This is a genomic window from Streptomyces sp. DSM 118878 (assembly GCF_052936595.1).
In genome coordinates, this window is record NZ_CP193622.1 from 6,183,044 (window position 1) to 6,202,019 (window position 18,976).

The following is an 18,976-nucleotide window of genomic DNA, read 5'->3' on the forward strand; positions in this document are numbered from 1 at the left end:
TCCGCCCACTTTCGGTCGCCCTATGTCAAGTGAATCGCTTGTAGCGGTACGGGAGTTCATACGAAGGGGTGGCGAATGGTGGCGTTTCCGCGAACGCCCTCGCCGAGGCAGTGATCGTGGGATTACTTTCGGTACACGGCCCTGGGAATGTCGAGCGCCCGTGGGTATGCCGGAGGCAAGTCGGGTTCCTGTTCGACGGGTGACGTTCTCCGGACGGGCGGCCGCGACAGGCGGCATTCTGTTAGGGCTTGGCGGTGACAGTGCACGGCGTGGACGGTGCGCAGGTGTCTCAAGAGTTGGGGGCGTTCCAGTGGGCGGCAATGGCGGAAGCGGTGCGAACGCTGAGAAGCGCCCCAATGAGCTGCTCACCTCCTGGTTCGTGCGAAGCGGCTGGTCGAAGGGCGAGCTGGCCCGCCAGGTGAACCGCAGAGCACGGCAGTTGGGCGCTCACCACATCTCCACCGACACCTCGCGCGTGCGCCGCTGGCTGGACGGCGAGAATCCCCGGGAGCCCATTCCGCGCATCCTCTCCGAGCTGTTCTCCGAGCGGTTCGGCTGTGTCGTCGCCGTCGAGGACCTCGGGCTGCGCGCCGCCCACCGCACGCCCGCCTCCACCGGCGTCGACCTGCCCTGGACCGGGCCACAGACCGTGGCGCTGATGAGCGAGTTCTCGCGCAGCGACCTGATGCTCGCCCGCCGCGGCTTCCTCGGCGCCTCGCTCGCGCTCTCCGCCGGCCCCGCCCTCATCGAGCCCATGCAGCGCTGGCTCGTGCCCTCGCCGTCGACACCTCCGGAGGAGTTCGAGACCGTCGCCTCGCGCCGCCCGGCCAGGCTCTCCAAGCCGGAGCTGGACCTCCTGGAGTCCACCACGGCGATGTTCCGCCAGTGGGACGCCCAGTGCGGCGGCGGGCTGCGCCGCAAGGCCGTCGTCGGACAGCTCCATGAGGTGACGGACCTGCTCCAGGAGCCCCAGACCGAGGCCACCTCCAAGCGCCTGTTCAAGGTCGCGGGCGAGCTGGCCGAGCTGGCCGGCTGGATGAGCTATGACGTCGGGCTCCAGCCCACCGCCCAGAAGTACTTCGTCCTCGCCCTGCACGCGGCGAAGGAAGCGGGCGAGAAACCGCTCGGGTCGTACATTCTCTCCAGCATGAGCCGCCAGATGATCCACCTCGGCCGGCCCGACGACGCGCTGGAACTGATCCACCTCGCGCAGTACGGCAGCCGGGACTGCGCGGGACCGCGCACCCAGGCCATGCTGTATGCGATGGAGGCCCGCGCGTACGCCGGCATGGGCCAGCCCGGCAAGTGCAAGCGGGCCGTGCGCATGGCCGAGGACACCTTCGCCGACGCGGACGACTTCGACGAGCCCGAGCCGGACTGGATCCGCTTCTTCTCCGAGGCCGAGCTGAACGGCGAGAACGCCCACTCGTACCGCGACCTGGCCTATGTCGCCGGCCGCAGCCCGGCCTACGCCTCACTGGCCGCGCCCGTCATGGACCGCGCCGTGGAGCTCTTCGGAAAGGACCAGGAGCACCAGCGTTCGTACGCGCTGAACCTCATCGGCAAGGCCACCGTCCACCTGCTCCAGCGCGAGCCCGAGCAGAGCACCGTCCTCGCCGGGCAGGCCCTGGACATCGCCAAGAAGGTCCGCTCGGAGCGGGTCAACACCCGACTGCGCAAGACCGTCGACACCGCCGTGCGCGACTTCGGCGACGTGGCCGAAGTCGTGCAGATCACCGAGCGGCTCGCCGTCGAGATGCCGGAGACCGCGGAGGCGGTCTGAGAGCCTGTGCTCTGAGCTCCGGCACCACCGGCTCCGGCCGCGGCAGACCCATCCCTCACGGCCCGACTCGGCTCCCCCGCGCCAGGTCAGCAGGATGGCTGCCGCGGCCGGTTCCCGCGTCGTGCGCAGGGTATGCGGGCCCGTCCCGCCCGGCCCGGCAGTTCATGGACGCGTAACACGCACGACCTCTTCGTCACTGCGGCGAAACACCGAGGGGCCCCCGCCGAAACGGCGCTGCGCCAATGTCTGGCGCACAACAGGCCCGCCCCTCCCCACAGGTTCCGCCGCACGGCCGCATACGACGACGAGGAGACGCCGATGCCCCCAGGCATCACGATCGCCGCAGAAGCCCCCGAGCTGTCTGCCGCAAACACCGGGTTCATGCTCATCTGTTCCGCCCTGGTGATGCTCATGACGCCGGGACTGGCCTTCTTCTACGGAGGCATGGTCCGCGTCAAGAGCACCCTGAACATGCTGATGATGAGCTTCATCAGCCTGGGCATCGTCACCATCCTCTGGGTGCTCTACGGCTTCTCCGTCGCGTTCGGCACCGACCACGGCGGCCTCTTCGGCTGGGACGGTGACTACGTGGGCCTCAGTGGTCTCGGCATCAACCAGCTCTGGGACGGCTACACCATCCCGGTCTACGTCTTCGCCGTCTTCCAGCTGATGTTCGCCGTCATCACGCCCGCCCTGATCAGCGGCGCCCTCGCGGACCGCGTGAAGTTCACGGCCTGGGCGCTCTTCGTCGTCCTGTGGGCCACGATCGTGTACTTCCCCGTCGCGCACTGGGTGTGGGGCGCCGGGGGCTGGGCCTTCGAACTCGGCGTCATCGACTTCGCGGGCGGCACGGCCGTGCACATCAACGCCGGAGCCGCGGCGCTCGGCGTCATCCTGGTCATCGGCAAGCGCGTCGGCTTCAAGAAGGACCCGATGCGGCCCCACTCGCTGCCGCTGGTGATGCTCGGCGCGGCCCTGCTGTGGTTCGGCTGGTTCGGCTTCAACGCCGGATCGTGGCTGGGCAACGACGACGGCGTGGGCGCCCTCATGTTCCTCAACACGCAGGTCGCCACCGCCGCCGCCATGCTCGCCTGGCTCATCTACGAGAAGGTCCGCCACGGTGCCTGCACCACCCTCGGCGCCGCCTCCGGCGCCGTCGCGGGGCTCGTCGCCATCACCCCGTCCGGCGGCTCCTGCTCCCCGCTCGGCGCCATCGCCATCGGCGCCATCGCCGGGCTGCTCTGCGCCATGGCGGTCGGCCTGAAGTTCAGGTTCGGCTACGACGACTCCCTCGACGTCATCGGCGTCCACCTCGTCGGCGGTGTCGTCGGCTCCGTCCTCGTCGGCTTCTTCGCCACCGGCGGCGGCCAGTCGGACGCCACGGGCCTCTTCTACGGAGACCACACCTTCACCCAGCTGTGGAAGCAGCTCGCGGGGGTCGGGGCCGTCCTCGCCTACTCCCTGGTCGCCTCCGCGATCCTCGCCCTCCTGATCGACAAGACCATCGGGATGCGGGTCAGCGAGGATGTCGAGGTCGCCGGCATCGACCAGGTCGAACACGCCGAGACCGCGTACGACTTCAGCGGCGCCGGCGGCGGCACGGCCCCGCGCACGGCGGCGGCGCCCGCCCCGGCCGCGGACAACCCCCAGGCACAGCGGAACAAGAAGGTGGACGCATGAAGCTCATCACCGCGGTCGTCAAGCCGCACCGGCTCGACGAGATCAAGGAGGCGCTCCAGGCCTTCGGCATCCACGGCCTGACCGTCACCGAGGCCAGCGGATACGGCCGCCAGCGCGGACACACCGAGGTCTACCGGGGCGCCGAGTACACGGTGGACCTCGTGCCGAAGATCCGTATCGAGGTGCTCGTCGAGGACGATGACGCCGAACAGCTCATCGAGGTCGTGGTCAAGGCCGCCCGCACCGGCAAGATCGGTGACGGCAAGGTCTGGTGCGTCCCCGTGGACACGGCCGTGCGGGTGCGCACCGGCGAGCGCGGACCCGACGCGCTCTGACCGGCGAACGAACACGCCACTGAGCGAGACCGAGCGAGACCGAGCGGGACCGAGCAGGATCGATTCGGGACTGGACAGGAGCTGCCGGGTGACGGGCATGGACGTACGAAAAGAAACGGAAGACTCCGGACCCGGCGGCTACGCGGCGGCCCGGCTGCGGCTCCTGACCGAGGAGTCGCGGTCCGGGCCGCCGCGCCGCTTCGCCCTCTCCGGCCTCACCGACGGCTGGCTCACCGGGCTCTTCCAGGCCGGCGGCGGCCCCGAGGGCGTGCCCCGGGGCACCGCGCTCGTCGCGGTCGGCGGATACGGCCGCGGCGAACTCTCGCCGCGCAGCGACCTGGACCTGCTCCTGCTCCACGACGGCAGCAACGACGCCGCGCGCGTGGCCGCCCTCGCCGACCGCCTCTGGTACCCCGTCTGGGACCTCGGGATCGCCCTCGACCACTCCGTGCGCACGCCGTCCCAGGCCCGCAGGACCGCCGCCGAGGACCTCAAGGTCCACCTCGGGCTGCTCGACGCGCGGCACATCGCGGGCGACGCGGGGCTGACCGCCGGCCTGCGGGCCGCCATCCTCGCCGACTGGCGCAACCAGGCGCCCAAGCGGCTGCCCGAGCTGCGCGAGCTGTGCGAGGAACGGGCCGAGCGCCACGGCGAGCTGGGCCATCTGCTCGAACCCGACCTCAAGGAGGCCAGGGGCGGGCTGCGGGACCTCACCGCGCTGCGTGCCGTCGCCGCCTCCTGGCTCGCCGACGCCCCGCGCGAGGGCCTCGCCGACGCCCAGCGGCGGCTGCTCGACGTCCGCGACGCGCTGCACCTGGCCACGGGACGGGCCACCGACCGGCTCGCCCTCCAGGAGCAGGACCAGGTCGCCGCCGGGCTCGACCTGCTGGACGCCGACACACTGCTGCGCCAGGTGTACGAGGCCGCCCGCGTCGTCTCCTACGCCGGTGACGTCACCTGGCGCGAGGTCGGCCGCGTCCTGCGGGCCAGGGCTGTACGGCCACGGCTGCGGGCCGTCCTGGGCGGCGGCAGGACCGCGGCCGAGCGGACGCCGCTGGCCGAGGGGGTCGTGGAACAGGACGGGGAGGCCGTGCTCGCCCGCGCCGCGCGGCCCGAGCGCGACCCGGTCCTGCCGCTGCGGGCAGCGGCGGCCGCCGCGCAGGCCGGGCTGCCGCTGTCCCTGCACGCCGTACGCCGTCTCGCCGCCGCCGCGCGGCCCCTGCCCACGCCGTGGCCCGCCGAGGCGCGGGAGCAGCTCGTGACGCTCCTCGGCGCCGGACGGCCGACCGTGCAGGTGTGGGAGGCGCTGGAGGCGGAGGGGCTGATCACCCGGCTCCTGCCCGACTGGGAGCGGGTGCGGTGCCGGCCGCAGCGCAACGCCGTCCACACCTGGACGGTCGACCGGCACCTCGTGGAGACGGCGGTACGGGCCGCCGAGCTGACCCGGCGGGTGGGGCGCCCCGACCTGCTCCTCGTGGCGGCCCTGCTGCACGACATCGGCAAGGGCTGGCCGGGGGACCACTCCGTGGCCGGGGAGACCATCGCGCGGGACGTCGCGGCCAGGATCGGCTTCGACCCCGCCGACGTGGCCGTCCTCGCCCGCCTCGTCCGCCACCACCTGCTGCTCGTCGAGACGGCCACGCGACGCGACCTCGACGATCCGGCGACGGTACGAGGTGTCGCCGAGGCCGTCGGCTGCGCGGGGACGCTGGAGCTGCTGCACGCGCTGACCGAGGCGGACGCGCTGGCCACCGGGCCCGCGGCCTGGTCCGCGTGGCGCGGCGTGCTCGTCGACGACCTGGTCAAGCGGGTGGACGCGGTGCTCTCCGGCGACGAGCCGGACGGCGCGTCGGCGGACGGGTCGCCGGGCGGGGCCGCACCCTCGGCGGAGCAGGAGCGGCTGGGCATGGAGGCGTTCCGCACGGGCGGTCCGGTCCTCGCGCTGCGGCCCTCGGAGGAGGAGGCGCTCGGCGTGGAGCTGGTCGTGGCCGTGCCCGAGCAGCCGGGAGTGCTGTCCGCCGCGGCCGGGGTGCTCGCGCTGCACCGGCTCGCGGTGCGGACGGCGGAGCTGCGGGAGGTGCCGCTGCCGTCCGGCGTCGGCTCCTCCGTACTGCTGCTGAGCTGGCGGGTCGCCGCGGAGTACGGGTCCTTGCCGCAGGTGTCGCGGCTCAGGGCCGATCTGGTGCGGGCGCTCGACGGCTCGCTCGACATCGCGGGCCGCCTCGCGGAGCGCGACGCCGCCTACCCCCGCCGCCGCGGCTCGGTCGCGCCGCCGCCCCGCGTCACGGTGGCCCCGGCCGCCTCCCGCCTCGCCACGGTCATCGAGGTCCGGGCCCAGGACGCCCCCGGGCTGGTGCACCGCATCGGGCGGGCGCTGGAGGACGCGGGCGTGCGGGTACGCAGCGCCCACGTCTCGACGCTGGGAGCGAACGCGGTCGACGCCTTCTACGTGACGGGCCTGGACGGCCTGCCGCTGGAGGGGGAGGGAGCGGCGGGGGTCGCACGGGGCGTGGAGGCGGCACTGCGGGGCGCACCCGCCTGACGTACGACGCCGGGGTCCGCCCGGGAGAGGCGGGGCCGGCCGCAGGGGACCGTCGAGGAGAGGCGAGGCCGGCCGCAGGGGGAAGAACTGCCCAGAGCCCCAGGCACTGACCCGTGGCAGATACCCTGGAGGGCGACCTGTCACCCTCCCCCGAGCCTCGGCCACGCCGGAGCAGGGGGTGCCCCCTTCGACCCGAGGATTCGCGACCGCCGTGTTCGATACTCTCTCCGACCGCCTCGCAGCGACATTCAAGAACCTCCGGGGCAAGGGCCGTCTGTCCGAGGCGGACATCGACGCCACCGCGCGCGAGATCCGCATCGCCCTGCTCGAGGCCGACGTGGCCCTCCCCGTCGTCCGCGCCTTCATCAAGCAGATCAAGGAGCGCGCGGCCGGCGTCGAGGTCTCCCAGGCCCTCAACCCCGCCCAGCAGGTCATCAAGATCGTCAACGAGGAGCTCGTCGGCATCCTCGGCGGCGAGACGCGACGCCTGCGGTTCGCCAAGACGCCTCCGACCGTCATCATGCTCGCGGGTCTCCAGGGTGCCGGTAAGACGACCCTCGCGGGCAAGCTCGGCCTCTGGCTGAAGGGACAGGGCCACACGCCCCTCCTGGTCGCCTGCGACCTCCAGCGCCCCAACGCCGTCAACCAGCTCAGCGTCGTCGCCGAGCGCGCGGGCGTCGGCGTCTACGCCCCCCAGCCGGGCAACGGCGTGGGCGACCCGGTGCAGGTCGCCAAGGACTCCATCGAGTTCGCGCGGACCAAGCAGCACGACGTCGTCATCGTCGACACCGCGGGCCGCCTCGGCATCGACCAGGAGCTGATGCAGCAGGCCGCGGACATCCGCGACGCGGTCAGCCCCGACGAGGTCCTCTTCGTCGTCGACGCCATGATCGGCCAGGACGCCGTCAACACGGCGGAGGCCTTCCGCGACGGCGTCGGCTTCGACGGCGTGGTGCTCTCCAAGCTGGACGGCGACGCCCGCGGTGGTGCCGCGCTGTCGATCGCGCAGGTCACCGGGCGCCAGATCATGTTCGCCTCCAACGGCGAGAAGCTGGACGACTTCGACGCGTTCCACCCGGACCGCATGGCGTCCCGCATCCTCGGCATGGGCGACATGCTCACGCTCATCGAGAAGGCCGAGCAGACCTTCTCCCAGCAAGAGGCCGAGCAGATGGCCTCCAAGCTGGCGAGCAGCAAGGGCAAGGACTTCACGCTCGACGACTTCCTGGCCCAGATGGAGCAGGTCAGGAAGATGGGCAGCATCAGCAAGCTGCTCGGGATGATGCCCGGCATGGGGCAGATCAAGGACCAGATCGCCAACCTCGACGAGCGTGACGTCGACCGCACCGCCGCCATCATCAAGTCGATGACGCCGGCCGAGCGCCACGAGCCGACCCTGATCAACGGCTCCCGGCGTGCCCGTATCGCCAAGGGTTCCGGCGTCGAGGTCAGCGCCGTGAAGAACCTCGTCGAGCGGTTCTTCGAGGCGCGCAAGATGATGTCCCGCATGGCCCAGGGCGGCGGCATGCCGGGTATGCCCGGGATGCCGGGCATGGGCGGTGGTGCCGGCAGGCAGAAGAAGAAGCAGAAGCAGGCCAAGGGCAAGCGGAAGTCCGGCAACCCGATGAAGCGCAAGCAGGAGGAGCAGGAGGCCGCGGCCCGCCGCGAGGCCGCCGGTCAGGCGGGGTCCGCCCTCGGCCTGCCGGGTGCTCCGGCCGGGAAGGACTTCGAGCTGCCGGACGAGTTCAAGAAGTTCATGGGCTGAGCGCGCGGCGTCCCGTACGCCTTCCGCGTCGCCTGAGGGCGCCTCCGGTTCCGGAGGCGCCCCCAGGCGTTTCCAGAAGCGGGTGCCCGCAGAACGTATGTGTCGTAACGTCCGGATATGAGCAACCCCGTGTCGCCGGACCGGGCGTCCGACAAGCCGTGGCGCTCCGAGGGCGCGCCCTCGCCCGAGCCCACGCCGCCGAAGAGGAAGATGCCGGGCGGCTGGGGCGGCCTCATCCTGACGGCCCTGATCGTCTACCTCATCGCCAACATCGTGCTGAGCTTCTTCAGCGACGGCGACGAGCCGACCATCTCGTACACGGAGTTCAGCAAGCAGGTCGACGCCGGCAACGTCACGAAGATCTACTCCAAGGGCGACGCGATCCAGGGGCAGCTCACGAAGGAGCAGGACAAGCCCGGCGACGGCAAGGGCACGTACACCAAGTTCACCACCCAGCGGCCCGCCTTCGCCGACGACAAGCTCTGGGACGACCTGACCGAGCATGACGTCACCGTCACCGCCGAACCCGTGGTGCAGGAGCGCAGCTTCCTCTCGAACCTGCTGATCTCGCTCGCCCCCATGCTGCTGCTCGTCGTCCTGTGGATCTTCATCGCGCGGCGCATGCGCGCGGGCATGGGCGGTGGCATGCTCGGGCGGAAGACCCCGCCCAAGCCGGTCGAGATCGAGACCGGCGCCAAGCGGACGACCTTCGAGGACGTCGCGGGCATCGACGAGGTCGAGGGCGAGCTCAACGACGTCGTCGACTTCCTCAAGAACCCGGACGACTACCGCGCCATGGGCGCCAAGATGCCCCGCGGCGTGCTGCTCGCCGGGCCACCCGGTACGGGCAAGACGCTGCTCGCCCGTGCCGTCGCGGGCGAGGCGGGAGTGCCCTTCTTCTCGGCCTCCGCGTCGGAGTTCATCGAGATGATCGTCGGCGTGGGCGCCTCGCGGGTACGGGAACTCTTCACCGAGGCCCGCAAGGTCGCGCCGTCGATCATCTTCATCGACGAGATCGACACCATCGGCCGCTCCCGGGGCGGCGGCGGAGGGATGGGCGGTCACGACGAGCGTGAGCAGACCCTGAACCAGATCCTCACCGAGATGGACGGCTTCTCGGGGGCGGAGGGCGTCATCGTGCTCGCCGCCACCAACCGCGCGGACGTCCTCGACCCGGCGCTCACCCGGCCCGGGCGGTTCGACCGCGTCGTCAACGTCTCGCCCCCCGACCGCGGCGGACGCGAGGCGATCCTCAGGATCCATACGCGGGCCATCCCGCTGGCCGGCGACGTCGACCTCGCCCAGGTCGCCCGTACGACCCCGGGCATGACCGGCGCGGAACTCGCCAACCTCGCCAACGAGGCCGCCCTCATCGCCGTCAAGCGCAAGCAGCGCACGGTCACGCAGTCCGACCTCTCCGAAGCCATGGAGAAGGTCCAGCTCGGCGCCGAGCGGCCGCTGGTCATGCCGGAGGAGGAGCGCAGGCGCACGGCGTACCACGAGAGCGGTCACGCCCTGCTCGGCATGTTGCAGCCCGGCGCCGACCCGGTCCGCAAGATCACGATCGTGCCGCGCGGCCGTGCCCTCGGCGTCACCCTGTCCACCCCGGACTCCGACAAGTACGCGTACACCGAGGACTACCTCCGTGGGCGCATCATCGGTGCTCTGGGGGGCATGGCCGCCGAACACGTCGTCTACGGAGTCATCACCACCGGTGCGGAGAACGACCTGGAGCAGGTCACCAACATCGCGCGCGGCATGGTCGGCCGCTGGGGCATGAGCGAGCGCGTCGGCCGCTTCTCCGCGCTCCCGAGCGACGCCCAGCAGGCCTACGGGCTCGCGGCGGCCCCGCAGACCCTCGACACGATCGACGGTGAGATGCGGCGGATCGTCGACCAGTGCTACGAGAGCGCCTGCCGCCAGCTTCGCGAGCACCGCGACCGGCTCGACGCGCTGGCCGCGGCGCTGCTGGAGAACGAGACCCTGGAGGAGGCACACGCCTACCGGGTCGCGGGCATCACCAGGGTGACCAAGAACGGCACCTGACGTCTACGCGGAGGGCGCCCCGCCTGGCGGGAGCGCTCAGGACTCCGGGCGTCCGGGGACACGGGCGATCAGATACCTGAAGACGTTCGACATCCACACGGTCCCGTCGTGCCTGCGGTGCGGATGCAGCGCCTCCGTCAGCTCCTTGTCGACCTGCTCCTGGTCCGTGGCGCCCACCGCCGCGTCGAACAGGCCGGTCGAGAGCAGCCCACGGACCGCGCTGTCGACGTCCGCGTAGCCGAACGGGCACGCGACCCGCCCCGAGCCGTCCGGCTTGAGCCCCGCCCGCTGGGCGACCTCCTCCAGGTCGTCCCGGAGCGCCGGGCGCCAGCTTCCCGTACTGCGCAGCGGATCGGCGAGCTTGGTCGCCACCCGCAGAACGGTGGAGGTCGCACAGCGCTCCGGAGGCCCCCATCCGACGAGCACGACGCTCGCGCCGCGCGCGGCGAGCGGAGCCGCTCCCTCCAGGAGTGAGGAGAGCCCTTCGGAGTCACCCGCCACACACCCGATCGGGTGAAACGCGGTGATCAGGTCGTACGCGGGTGCTTCGGGGACCGCCGCGTCCGCCGGGCCGCCCTCGACGAGAGTCGCGGCGCCGCGACGCGCGCGTGGCCGTGGCGCGGCGTCCGCCGTGGCGTCCCGCAGCAGTCGTGTCCGCGCGAGGTCCAGCCGCTCGGGCGCCGACGCCTCGACGCCGGTGACCGTGGCACCCCGGGAGGCGGCCATCAGAAGGGCGAGCCCGGAGCCGCAGCCGAGGCCGAGCAACCGGGTGCCGTGGCCCACTTCGAGCCGTTCGTACACCGCTTCATAGAGCGGGACCAGCATCCGTTCCTGAATCTCCGCCCAGTCACGCGCGCGTGCGCACATGTCCGCACGGGGCGCTGAGCCCGCGTGGGGAAGGTGCGATTGCGCGAGTGTTGGTGTCATCGAAAGCGCCCCAATCCGCTGAGAGTTATGGCCGTTCCGGTGGTCAACGGTTCGTCCGCCCCCGTGCAGTGCGCCCGCACTTCCCCCGTATGCCAGAGAACTCCGCATCGGTCCTGACGTCCAGAGGTTGTCGGGGACTGCTTGCGTGCCCCGGTCGTGCGCCCCCCGGGAAAAGGCCGCCGACGCGAACGGGGCGGTGCCCGCGGCGGAGGAGAGGCCGGGTAACGTCGCGGTCATGGCCCGTCGGCGTGAGGAAGCGCCCTACGCGCCGGGGCGTACGCGCCGCTACGTACCGGCTTGGTGTGAGCTGTGAGGCTTCTCCGCAGATCAGCGCACCCGCCCTCGTCCGGACGCATCAATGGCAACTGACGGGTACGTGCAAATTATTTGAGATGCCCCGGAATGGAACCCCCAGGGCACCCGGCTCGTTGTCACGACGTGAGCACGACACCACCTGTTCTCGCCGCAGAGCTGGCACAGGCGTGGGCCGACATTCAGCGGCACCACTCCGAGCTGCCCGACCTTGCCGCGCCCGAATCCCTGATCGGAGAGTCGTCGTCCGCCTGCGGCGCCGAGCTCTCCTTCGAGCGACTGCTTCACGAGGCAGTCCATGGCATCGCCGCCTCGCGCGGCGTACGCGACACTTCACGAGCCGGCCGCTATCACAACCGCAGATTCCTCGCGATCGCCGAGGAGCTCGGCCTGGACCACCCGGAGGAACCGCATCCCAGCAGCGGCTTCTCCTTGGTCACGCTGAATCCCGAGGCCCGCAAGCGGTATCGCCCGACGATCGAGCGGCTCCAGCGAGCCCTGAAGGCGCACACCGTGGCGACGACCGCGGACACCGCGCGCAGCTTCCGCGGGCCGGCCGCCCGGCACGGCTCCTCCGGGGGCGGCGTGCGCGTGAAGGCCGTCTGCGACTGCGGACGCAATGTGCGCGTGGTCCCCTCCGTCCTCGCCCAGGCGCCCATCATGTGCGGCGGCTGCGGCAAGCCTTTCCGTATCCCGGAAGTGGTCGGCGCGGGCGTGGGCTGAGCTGGACCGGGGGCGCCCTCACCGGGTGCGGGCGCCCCGCCGACGTATGGCACAATGGCTAGCTGTACTCGACAGTCGCATAGGACCCCTCTCTCCTCCGGCTGACGCGTCCATCGGGCACTCGAGTACCGCAACCCCACGCGGCATCTTCGTTGTGCCCACCCACGTCAAGACCAGGAGACACCACTCCCGTGGCAGTCAAGATCAAGCTGAAGCGTCTGGGCAAGATCCGCGCGCCTCACTACCGCATCGTCGTCGCCGACTCCCGTACCCGCCGTGATGGCCGGGCCATCGAGGAGATCGGTCTGTACCACCCGGTGCAGAACCCGTCGCGCATCGAGGTCAACTCGGAGCGTGCCCAGTACTGGCTGTCCGTCGGCGCTCAGCCGACCGAGCCGGTCATGGCCATCCTGAAGCTCACCGGTGACTGGCAGGCGCACAAGGGCCTGCCCGCCCCGGCGCCGCTGAAGGTCGCCGAGCCCAAGGACAAGCGCGCCGCGTTCGAGGCCTTCACCAAGGGCCTTGAGGGCGACGACGCCAAGGGTGAGGCCATCACCCAGAAGGCCAAGAAGTCTGACAAGAAGGCGGACGAGGCCGAGGCCACGTCCACCGAGTCGACCGAGGCCTGAGCATGCTCGAGGAGGCTCTCGAGCACCTCGTGAAGGGCATCGTCGACAATCCCGACGACGTGCAGGTGGCCTCGCGCAACCTCCGTCGCGGGCGCGTCCTCGAAGTCCGGGTCCACCCCGACGACCTCGGCAAGGTGATCGGCCGTAACGGCCGCACCGCGCGCGCTCTGCGCACTGTCGTGGGCGCCATCGGTGGCCGCGGTGTCCGCGTCGACCTCGTCGACGTGGACCAGGTTCACTGAACCGGCTTCGCAGAACCACAGCAGCACCGGCTCGGGCCGGGGATGGCTTCAGGGCCTTCCCCGGCCCGTAGTCGTTGGATGAGGAGAAACGCAGTGCAGTTGGTAGTCGCCCGCATCGGCCGAGCCCACGGCATCAAGGGTGAGGTCACCGTCGAGGTCCGCACCGACGAGCCGGAGCTGCGGCTCGGCCCCGGCGCCGTGCTCGCCACCGACCCCGCCGCCACGGGACCGCTGACCATCGAGACCGGCCGGGTGCACAGCGGCCGCCTCCTGCTGCGCTTCGAGGGCGTGCGCGACCGCACCGGCGCCGAAGCGCTGCGCAACACCCTCCTGATCGCCGAGGTGAACCCGGAGGAGCTTCCGGAGGACCCCGACGAGTACTACGACCACCAGCTGATGGACCTGGACGTGGTCACCACGGACGGCGCCGAGGTCGGCCGCATCACGGAGATCTCGCACCTGCCCTCGCAGGACCTGTTCATCGTGGAGCGCCCCGACGGCAGCGAGGTCATGATCCCCTTCGTCGAGGAGATCGTCACCGAGATCGACCTCGAAGAGCAGCGCGCGGTCATCGACCCGCCCCCCGGCCTCATCGACGACCGCGCGGAGATCGCCTCCGCCAGGGACGCCGCCGAGGAAGCGGCCGCCCAGGAGGACGGCGCCTGATGCGGCTCGACGTCGTCACGATCTTCCCCGAGTACCTGGAGCCCCTGAACGTCTCCCTCGTCGGCAAGGCACGCGCGCGTGGCCGGCTCGACGTGAACGTGCACGACCTCAGGGAGTGGACGTACGACCGCCACAACACGGTCGACGACACTCCCTACGGCGGCGGCCCCGGCATGGTCATGAAGACCGACCCCTGGGGCGCCGCCCTCGACGACGTACTCGCCGAGGGGTACGAGACGGGGGCCCACGGGCCCGTCCTCGTCGTCCCCACGCCGAGCGGCCGTCCCTTCACCCAGGAGCTGGCCGTCGAGCTCTCCGAGCGCCCCTGGCTCATCTTCACGCCGGCCCGCTACGAAGGCATCGACCGCCGCGTCATGGACGAGTACGCGACCCGGATGCCCGTCTACGAGGTGTCCATCGGCGACTACGTCCTCGCGGGCGGAGAAGCCGCCGTACTGGTCGTCACCGAGGCGGTGGCCAGGCTCCTGCCCGGCGTCCTCGGCAACGCCGAGTCCCACCGGGACGACTCCTTCGCCCCCGGCGCCATGGCCAACCTCCTCGAAGGGCCCGTCTACACCAAGCCCCCCGAGTGGCGTGGCCACGGCATCCCGGACGTCCTGCTCAGCGGCCACCACGGCAAGATCGCGCGCTGGCGCCGGGACGAGGCGCTGCGCCGCACCACCCGCAACAGGCCCGACCTCATCGAGCGCTGTGACCCCGCCACCTTCGACAAGAAGGACCGCGAGATGCTCTCGATCCTGGGATGGCGGCCCGGTCCCGACGGCCGATTTGGGCGAGACCCCGACGCCGTGGAAGAATAGGCCGCTGCTGTACGTCCAGCGTGCGCCCCTGCCACAGGGGGAATGACGCCCGCCCGACGCGATCAGCTACCGAATCCTCATCACCACATACCGCTGATGACCTGTGGCATCAGTGAAGAAAGCAGACGATCATGGCTAACCTGCTCGACTCCGTCGACAGCGCGTCGCTGCGCAGCGACGTCCCCGCGTTCCGCCCGGGTGACACCGTCAACGTCCACGTCCGCGTCATCGAGGGCAACCGCTCCCGTGTGCAGCAGTTCAAGGGCGTAGTCATCCGTCGCCAGGGTGCCGGCGTGCGCGAGACCTTCACGGTCCGCAAGGTCTCCTTCTCCGTCGGCGTCGAGCGCACCTTCCCGGTGCACACGCCGATCGTCGAGAAGATCGAGCTCGTGACCCGCGGTGACGTGCGTCGCGCCAAGCTGTACTACCTCCGTGAGCTGCGCGGCAAGGCCGCGAAGATCAAGGAGAAGCGCGCCAGCTGAGCTCCCGCACGGGTGCATGGCGGGGCCGGATAGCATCTGGCCCCGATGGACAGCGAAGCACAGCACACGGAGCGCGACCGCTCCTCCACACCCTCCGGTCCCGGAGACGTCCCCGACGTCGCCGAAGCACCCGAGGAGACGGAGGAACGGTCGCGCTCCGTTTTCATGTCCCTGATCGCCCGGCTGCCGGGCGGCGGGTACACCGCCACGTTCCTGCTGTGCGTGGGGACCCTGCTCCTTGTCAGCGCCTTCGTGGTGCAGCCCTTCCAGATCCCGAGCGGCTCCATGGAGCCCGCGTTCCGGGTCGGGGACCGGGTACTCGTCAACAAGTTGGCGTACCGTTTCGGTTCCGAGCCGCGCCGCGGCGACGTGGTCGTCTTCGACGGCAGTGGGTACTTCGGGGACGCCGACTACATCAAGCGGGTCGTGGGCGTGGGGGGAGACCGTGTGGTCTGCGAGCGGGGGAGGATCGAGGTGAACGGCGCGCCCGTCGACGAGCCCTTCCTGTACCCGGGGGACGCCCCTTCGCAGGTGCCGTTCGACGTCGTGGTGCCCGAGGGCAGCCTGTTCCTGCTGGGCGACCACCGCAGTGACTCCAGCGACTCCCGGGACCACCTGGGCCGGCCGGGCGGCGGCATGGTCCCGGTCTCCGAGGTCATCGGCCGGGCCGACTGGATCGCCTGGCCGGTCGGCCACTGGACCTCCCTGGACCGTCCCGACAGCTACGCGCGCGTGCCCGAACCGGGCGGCGCGCATGGGTAACCGCGGGCGGGCGCGGACCGCGGGGCACGCGGCCGACACCCGGCTGCCCACGGGCTCCCGGCCGACCAGCGGTCCCGCCCTGCCCGGCCGGGCCGAGCGCCGCAAACTCGCCAAGAAGGTCAAGCGGCGCAGACGGCGCTCGGCGATCAAGGAGATACCGCTCCTCATAGGAGTGGCCCTGCTCATAGCCCTCGTCCTGAAGACCTTCCTGGTGCAGGCCTTCGTGATTCCCTCCGGCTCCATGGAGCAGACGATCCGCATCGGCGACCGGGTCCTGGTCGACAAGCTCACCCCCTGGTTCGGTTCGAAGCCGGAGCGCGGTGACGTCGTCGTCTTCAAGGACCCCGGCAACTGGCTCGAAGAGGAACAGGGCAAGAAGAAGGACGACCCCGTGGTCGTCAAGCAGGTCAAGGAGGGCCTGACCCAGATAGGTCTGCTGCCCTCCGACAGCGAGCGCGACCTGATCAAACGGGTGATCGGCGTCGGCGGCGACACCGTGAAGTGCTGCGACAAGAACGACAAGGTCACCGTCAACGGCGTACCGCTCGACGAGCCCTACATCCACCCCGGCGACAAGCCCTCGGCCTTCGAGTTCCGGGTGAAGGTCCCCGAAGGCCGCCTCTTCATGATGGGCGACCACCGCAGCGACTCGGCCGACTCCCGCTTCCACCGCACCGAGAAGTTCAGCGGCACCGTCTCCGAGGACCAGGTCGTCGGGCGAGCCCTCGTCATCGCCTGGCCCTTCGGCCACTGGCGCAGGCTGGAGGAGCCGGAGACGTACGCGTCCGTGCCCGACGCGCGTGCGGCGTCGGACGCCGCCACAGGGGCTTCGCATAGGGTGGCCCTCGGCGATCGACATGGATTGATCCGGCTCCCGACCCCTGCGGAACTCCCGCTCGTTATGGGAGTGGTGGGCCTGCATCACATCTGGGGCAGGCGGTGGCACGGACTGAGGAGTGGATGTGGGGGATTTGGCGGTCGGCGCACGATCCGAACACGAGGGGCCCGAGGAGCGGCCGGGAGGATCCGACGAGCCGGGCGTCGAAGGCGCCGCGGACGGCGCACACCCCGGGAATGACGCCGGGGACGGCGACAGCACGGAAGGCGAGCGGGCCATCGGGCCGCCGAAGAAGCCGCGGTCCTTCTGGAAGGAGCTGCCGCTCCTCATCGGCATCGCCCTCGTCCTGGCGCTGATCATCAAGTCCTTCCTGGTCCAGGCGTTCTCGATCCCGTCGGACTCGATGCAGAACACGCTGCAGCAGGGCGACCGCGTTCTCGTCGACAAACTGACACCGTGGTTCGGCTCCGAGCCCGAGCGCGGCGAGGTCGTCGTCTTCAGGGACCCGGGCCACTGGCTGGACGGCGAGCCGACCCCCGACCCGAACGCGATCCAGCGGGTCCTCGGCTGGATCGGCCTGATGCCGTCCGCCGACGAGAAGGACCTCATCAAGCGCGTCGTCGGTGTCGCGGGCGACACGGTGGAGTGCAAGGGCACGGGCCCGGTGAAGGTCAACGGCAAGGCGCTGAACGAGCCCTACGTCTTCGCGGGCAACACCCCGTGCAGCTCCGACGACCAGGGCGGCCAGTTCAAGGTCACCGTACCGCCGGGCAAGATCTGGGTCATGGGGGACCACCGGCAGAACTCCCTGGACTCCCGCTACCACCAGAACCAGCCCGGCGGCGGCGCGGTCCCCGTGGACAACGTCGTGGGCCGTGCCATCGTCATCGCCTGGCCGCCCACCCGCTGGGCGACGCTGCCCAAGCCGGACACCTTCGACCAGTCGGGTCTCAACGCCCTGTCGAGCGCCGCTCCCGGCGCCCTCGGCCTCGCGGGCGCGGTGCCGATCGTGCTGTGGCGCCGACGCCGCCTCACGGTCGCCGCCGGGCGGGCCGCGAGGGTTTCTGGCGGCACTACCGCCGGGTAGGGTGCCGTCCCAGATCACCGATCTTCCGCCGTCCGCGGGTGTGGGCGGCGGGGTCGTCTCCGAGACGGGGGAGCACTGGGATGAGCAGGACACGTCGTACGGCCGAGGGCCACGGACGGCTGGGCAGCATGCTGTCGGGCGTCGCCGTGGCCCTCGGCTGTGTGCTGTTCCTCGGCGGATTCGTCTGGGGCGCGGTCCTGTACCAGCCGTACACGGTGCCCACCGGGTCGATGACGCCGACGATCGGCGCGGGCGACCGCGTGCTCGCCCAGCGCATCGACGGCGACGAGGTGCGCCGCGGTGACGTCGTCGTCTTCGAGCAGTCGACCTGGGGCAACCTGCCGATGGTCAAGCGCGTGGTCGGCGTGGGCGGCGACAAGATCGCCTGCTGCGAGGACGGCAAGCTGACCGTCAACGGCGAGGAAATCGCGGAACCCTATCTCCCCGACGGCACGGGCGCCGCGGCCACGGGCATCCCCGCCACGACGGTCCCCGAAGGGCGCCTGTTCCTGCTGGGCGACGAGCGCAGCGGCTCCATGGACTCCAGCGTGCACCTGGGCGACGGTGAGAAGGGCTCGGTGCCGCGCGGCGCGGTGCAGGCCCGGGTCGACGCGGTCGCCTGGCCCATGGACAAGTTCGGCATGCTGGAGCGGCCCGAGGGCTTCGCGGACATGCCGGGCGGCCTCTCCGAGCCCGGACCGCTGCGCCTGATGGTGATCGCGATCGTCGTGGGCATGGCGCTGGTGCTCGGCGGGGCGGCGTACGGGCCGGTGGCCAAGCGGGTCGGGCGCGGACGCGACAGGGGCCGTGCGGCGGAGGCGGCTCGTGTCGGCTGAGGCCTCTTTGGCGGGACGGCCGCTGCGCAGGGTGGCGCGGGTGGTCGTGCTCGATCCGGAAGACCGCATTCTGCTGCTGCACGGCCACGAGCCGGGGGATCCGGCCGACGACTGGTGGTTCACGCCGGGCGGCGGCGTGGAGGGCGACGAGACGCGGGAAGAGGCCGCGCTGCGTGAGCTGCGCGAGGAGACGGGCATCACGGAGGTCGAGCTCGGGCCCGTCCTGTGGCGGCGGGTCTGCTCCTTCCCCTTCGACGGGCGGCGCTGGGACCAGGACGAGTGGTATTACCTGGCGCGCACGGCACGGACGACGATCGCCGCGGAGGGCCTGACGGAGCTGGAGCGCCGCAGTGTCGCCGGAGCACGTTGGTGGACGTGCCGGGAACTGACCGGGGGTCATGAGACGGTGTACCCGACCAGACTCGCCGAGCTGTTGCGCAGACTGCTCGACGAAGGGCCCCCTGAGCGGCCCGAGGTCCTGGACACGGAAATCGTGTAGG

The 18,976-nt window shown here is 71.2% G+C and carries 18 protein-coding genes; 17 read left to right on the forward strand and 1 reads right to left on the reverse strand.

The features are described 5' to 3' along the window. Nucleotides 1-310 precede the first annotated feature (310 nt). The 6 genes from nsdA to ftsH all read left to right on the forward strand — a co-directional run bounded on the left by nsdA (nucleotide 311) and on the right by ftsH (nucleotide 10,151). Nucleotides 311-1,783 carry a transcriptional repressor NsdA gene (gene nsdA, locus ACRAKF_RS27615; RefSeq protein ID WP_447040238.1) on the forward strand — a complete coding sequence of 491 codons (1,473 nt, stop codon included), beginning with the start codon at nucleotides 311-313 and terminating at the stop codon, nucleotides 1,781-1,783. 318 nt (nucleotides 1,784-2,101) lie between these two features. Continuing rightward, nucleotides 2,102-3,463, forward strand: a complete 1,362-nt coding sequence (locus ACRAKF_RS27620; protein ID WP_447040239.1) for an ammonium transporter — start codon at nucleotides 2,102-2,104, stop codon at nucleotides 3,461-3,463. Continuing rightward, on the forward strand, nucleotides 3,460-3,798 hold the full coding sequence (locus tag ACRAKF_RS27625) for a P-II family nitrogen regulator (protein ID WP_447040240.1): 339 nt from the start codon (nucleotides 3,460-3,462) through the stop codon (nucleotides 3,796-3,798). The genes ACRAKF_RS27620 and ACRAKF_RS27625 overlap by 4 nt, the downstream gene beginning before the upstream one ends. An 88-nt stretch (nucleotides 3,799-3,886) precedes the next feature. Continuing rightward, a complete protein-coding gene (locus ACRAKF_RS27630; RefSeq protein ID WP_447040241.1) occupies nucleotides 3,887-6,340 on the forward strand; it encodes a [protein-PII] uridylyltransferase in 2,454 nt (817 codons plus the stop codon). A gap of 211 nt (nucleotides 6,341-6,551) precedes the next feature. Beyond that, complete coding sequence (ffh, locus tag ACRAKF_RS27635) at nucleotides 6,552-8,105, forward strand: signal recognition particle protein (RefSeq protein ID WP_447040242.1); 1,554 nt, start codon at nucleotides 6,552-6,554, stop codon at nucleotides 8,103-8,105. Between the two features lie 117 nt (nucleotides 8,106-8,222). After that, nucleotides 8,223-10,151, forward strand: a complete 1,929-nt coding sequence (ftsH, locus tag ACRAKF_RS27640; protein ID WP_447040243.1) for an ATP-dependent zinc metalloprotease FtsH — start codon at nucleotides 8,223-8,225, stop codon at nucleotides 10,149-10,151. Between the two features lie 36 nt (nucleotides 10,152-10,187). Here the strand turns inward: ftsH and ACRAKF_RS27645 are convergent, their stop codons facing one another. Further along, nucleotides 10,188-11,078, reverse strand: coding sequence for an SAM-dependent methyltransferase (locus ACRAKF_RS27645; RefSeq protein WP_447040244.1), 891 nt, complete (start codon nucleotides 11,076-11,078; stop codon nucleotides 10,188-10,190). A 438-nt stretch (nucleotides 11,079-11,516) separates the two neighbouring features. Here ACRAKF_RS27645 and ACRAKF_RS27650 point away from each other — a divergent pair, with 438 nt between their 5' ends. The 11 genes from ACRAKF_RS27650 to ACRAKF_RS27700 all read left to right on the forward strand — a co-directional run bounded on the left by ACRAKF_RS27650 (nucleotide 11,517) and on the right by ACRAKF_RS27700 (nucleotide 18,975). After that, complete coding sequence (locus ACRAKF_RS27650) at nucleotides 11,517-12,113, forward strand: hypothetical protein (protein ID WP_447040245.1); 597 nt, start codon at nucleotides 11,517-11,519, stop codon at nucleotides 12,111-12,113. Between the two features lie 191 nt (nucleotides 12,114-12,304). Then, complete coding sequence (rpsP, locus tag ACRAKF_RS27655) at nucleotides 12,305-12,742, forward strand: 30S ribosomal protein S16 (protein ID WP_447040246.1); 438 nt, start codon at nucleotides 12,305-12,307, stop codon at nucleotides 12,740-12,742. A gap of 2 nt (nucleotides 12,743-12,744) precedes the next feature. Beyond that, a complete protein-coding gene (locus ACRAKF_RS27660; protein ID WP_030361979.1) occupies nucleotides 12,745-12,984 on the forward strand; it encodes an RNA-binding protein in 240 nt (79 codons plus the stop codon). A gap of 93 nt (nucleotides 12,985-13,077) precedes the next feature. Continuing rightward, nucleotides 13,078-13,650: a ribosome maturation factor RimM gene (gene rimM / locus ACRAKF_RS27665; protein ID WP_447040247.1), complete on the forward strand. Its 573-nt coding sequence runs from the start codon at nucleotides 13,078-13,080 to the stop codon at nucleotides 13,648-13,650. Beyond that, complete coding sequence (gene trmD, locus ACRAKF_RS27670; RefSeq protein ID WP_447040248.1) at nucleotides 13,650-14,471, forward strand: tRNA (guanosine(37)-N1)-methyltransferase TrmD; 822 nt, start codon at nucleotides 13,650-13,652, stop codon at nucleotides 14,469-14,471. Before rimM ends, trmD begins: the two co-directional genes overlap by 1 nt. Nucleotides 14,472-14,602: 131 nt before the next feature. Then, nucleotides 14,603-14,953 (forward strand): 50S ribosomal protein L19, encoded by a 351-nt coding sequence (gene rplS, locus ACRAKF_RS27675; RefSeq protein ID WP_447040249.1) that lies wholly within the window; start codon nucleotides 14,603-14,605, stop codon nucleotides 14,951-14,953. A 45-nt stretch (nucleotides 14,954-14,998) separates the two neighbouring features. Continuing rightward, entirely contained in the window at nucleotides 14,999-15,715 is a 717-nt protein-coding gene (gene lepB / locus ACRAKF_RS27680; RefSeq protein ID WP_447040250.1) for a signal peptidase I, read from the forward strand. Further along, the gene (gene lepB / locus ACRAKF_RS27685; RefSeq protein ID WP_447040251.1) at nucleotides 15,708-16,793 is read left to right on the forward strand and encodes a signal peptidase I; all 1,086 of its coding nucleotides are present in this window, start codon (nucleotides 15,708-15,710) and stop codon (nucleotides 16,791-16,793) included. The genes lepB (ACRAKF_RS27680) and lepB (ACRAKF_RS27685) overlap by 8 nt, the downstream gene beginning before the upstream one ends. Beyond that, on the forward strand, nucleotides 16,678-17,640 hold the full coding sequence (gene lepB, locus ACRAKF_RS27690; protein WP_447040252.1) for a signal peptidase I: 963 nt from the start codon (nucleotides 16,678-16,680) through the stop codon (nucleotides 17,638-17,640). Before lepB (ACRAKF_RS27685) ends, lepB (ACRAKF_RS27690) begins: the two co-directional genes overlap by 116 nt. A gap of 80 nt (nucleotides 17,641-17,720) precedes the next feature. Continuing rightward, nucleotides 17,721-18,476, forward strand: coding sequence for a signal peptidase I (gene lepB, locus ACRAKF_RS27695; protein ID WP_447040253.1), 756 nt, complete (start codon nucleotides 17,721-17,723; stop codon nucleotides 18,474-18,476). After that, nucleotides 18,466-18,975 carry an NUDIX hydrolase gene (locus ACRAKF_RS27700; protein ID WP_447040254.1) on the forward strand — a complete coding sequence of 170 codons (510 nt, stop codon included), beginning with the start codon at nucleotides 18,466-18,468 and terminating at the stop codon, nucleotides 18,973-18,975. Before lepB (ACRAKF_RS27695) ends, ACRAKF_RS27700 begins: the two co-directional genes overlap by 11 nt. Nucleotide 18,976 lies beyond the last annotated feature (1 nt).

What these genes read in the sequence shown, in the direction of transcription:
- ACRAKF_RS27620 (WP_447040239.1), top strand. Translation starts at nt 2,102, where the DNA reads ATGCCCCCAGGCATCACGATCGCCGCAGAAGCCCCCGAGCTGTCTGCC.
- ACRAKF_RS27625 (WP_447040240.1), top strand. Translation starts at nt 3,460, where the DNA reads ATGAAGCTCATCACCGCGGTCGTCAAGCCGCACCGGCTCGACGAGATC.
- ftsH (WP_447040243.1), top strand. Translation starts at nt 8,223, where the DNA reads ATGAGCAACCCCGTGTCGCCGGACCGGGCGTCCGACAAGCCGTGGCGC.
- ACRAKF_RS27645 (WP_447040244.1), bottom strand. Translation starts at nt 11,078, where the DNA reads ATGACACCAACACTCGCGCAATCGCACCTTCCCCACGCGGGCTCAGCG.
- ACRAKF_RS27660 (WP_030361979.1), top strand. Translation starts at nt 12,745, where the DNA reads ATGCTCGAGGAGGCTCTCGAGCACCTCGTGAAGGGCATCGTCGACAAT.
- trmD (WP_447040248.1), top strand. Translation starts at nt 13,650, where the DNA reads ATGCGGCTCGACGTCGTCACGATCTTCCCCGAGTACCTGGAGCCCCTG.
- rplS (WP_447040249.1), top strand. Translation starts at nt 14,603, where the DNA reads ATGGCTAACCTGCTCGACTCCGTCGACAGCGCGTCGCTGCGCAGCGAC.
- lepB (WP_447040250.1), top strand. Translation starts at nt 14,999, where the DNA reads ATGGACAGCGAAGCACAGCACACGGAGCGCGACCGCTCCTCCACACCC.
- lepB (WP_447040251.1), top strand. Translation starts at nt 15,708, where the DNA reads ATGGGTAACCGCGGGCGGGCGCGGACCGCGGGGCACGCGGCCGACACC.
- lepB (WP_447040253.1), top strand. Translation starts at nt 17,721, where the DNA reads ATGAGCAGGACACGTCGTACGGCCGAGGGCCACGGACGGCTGGGCAGC.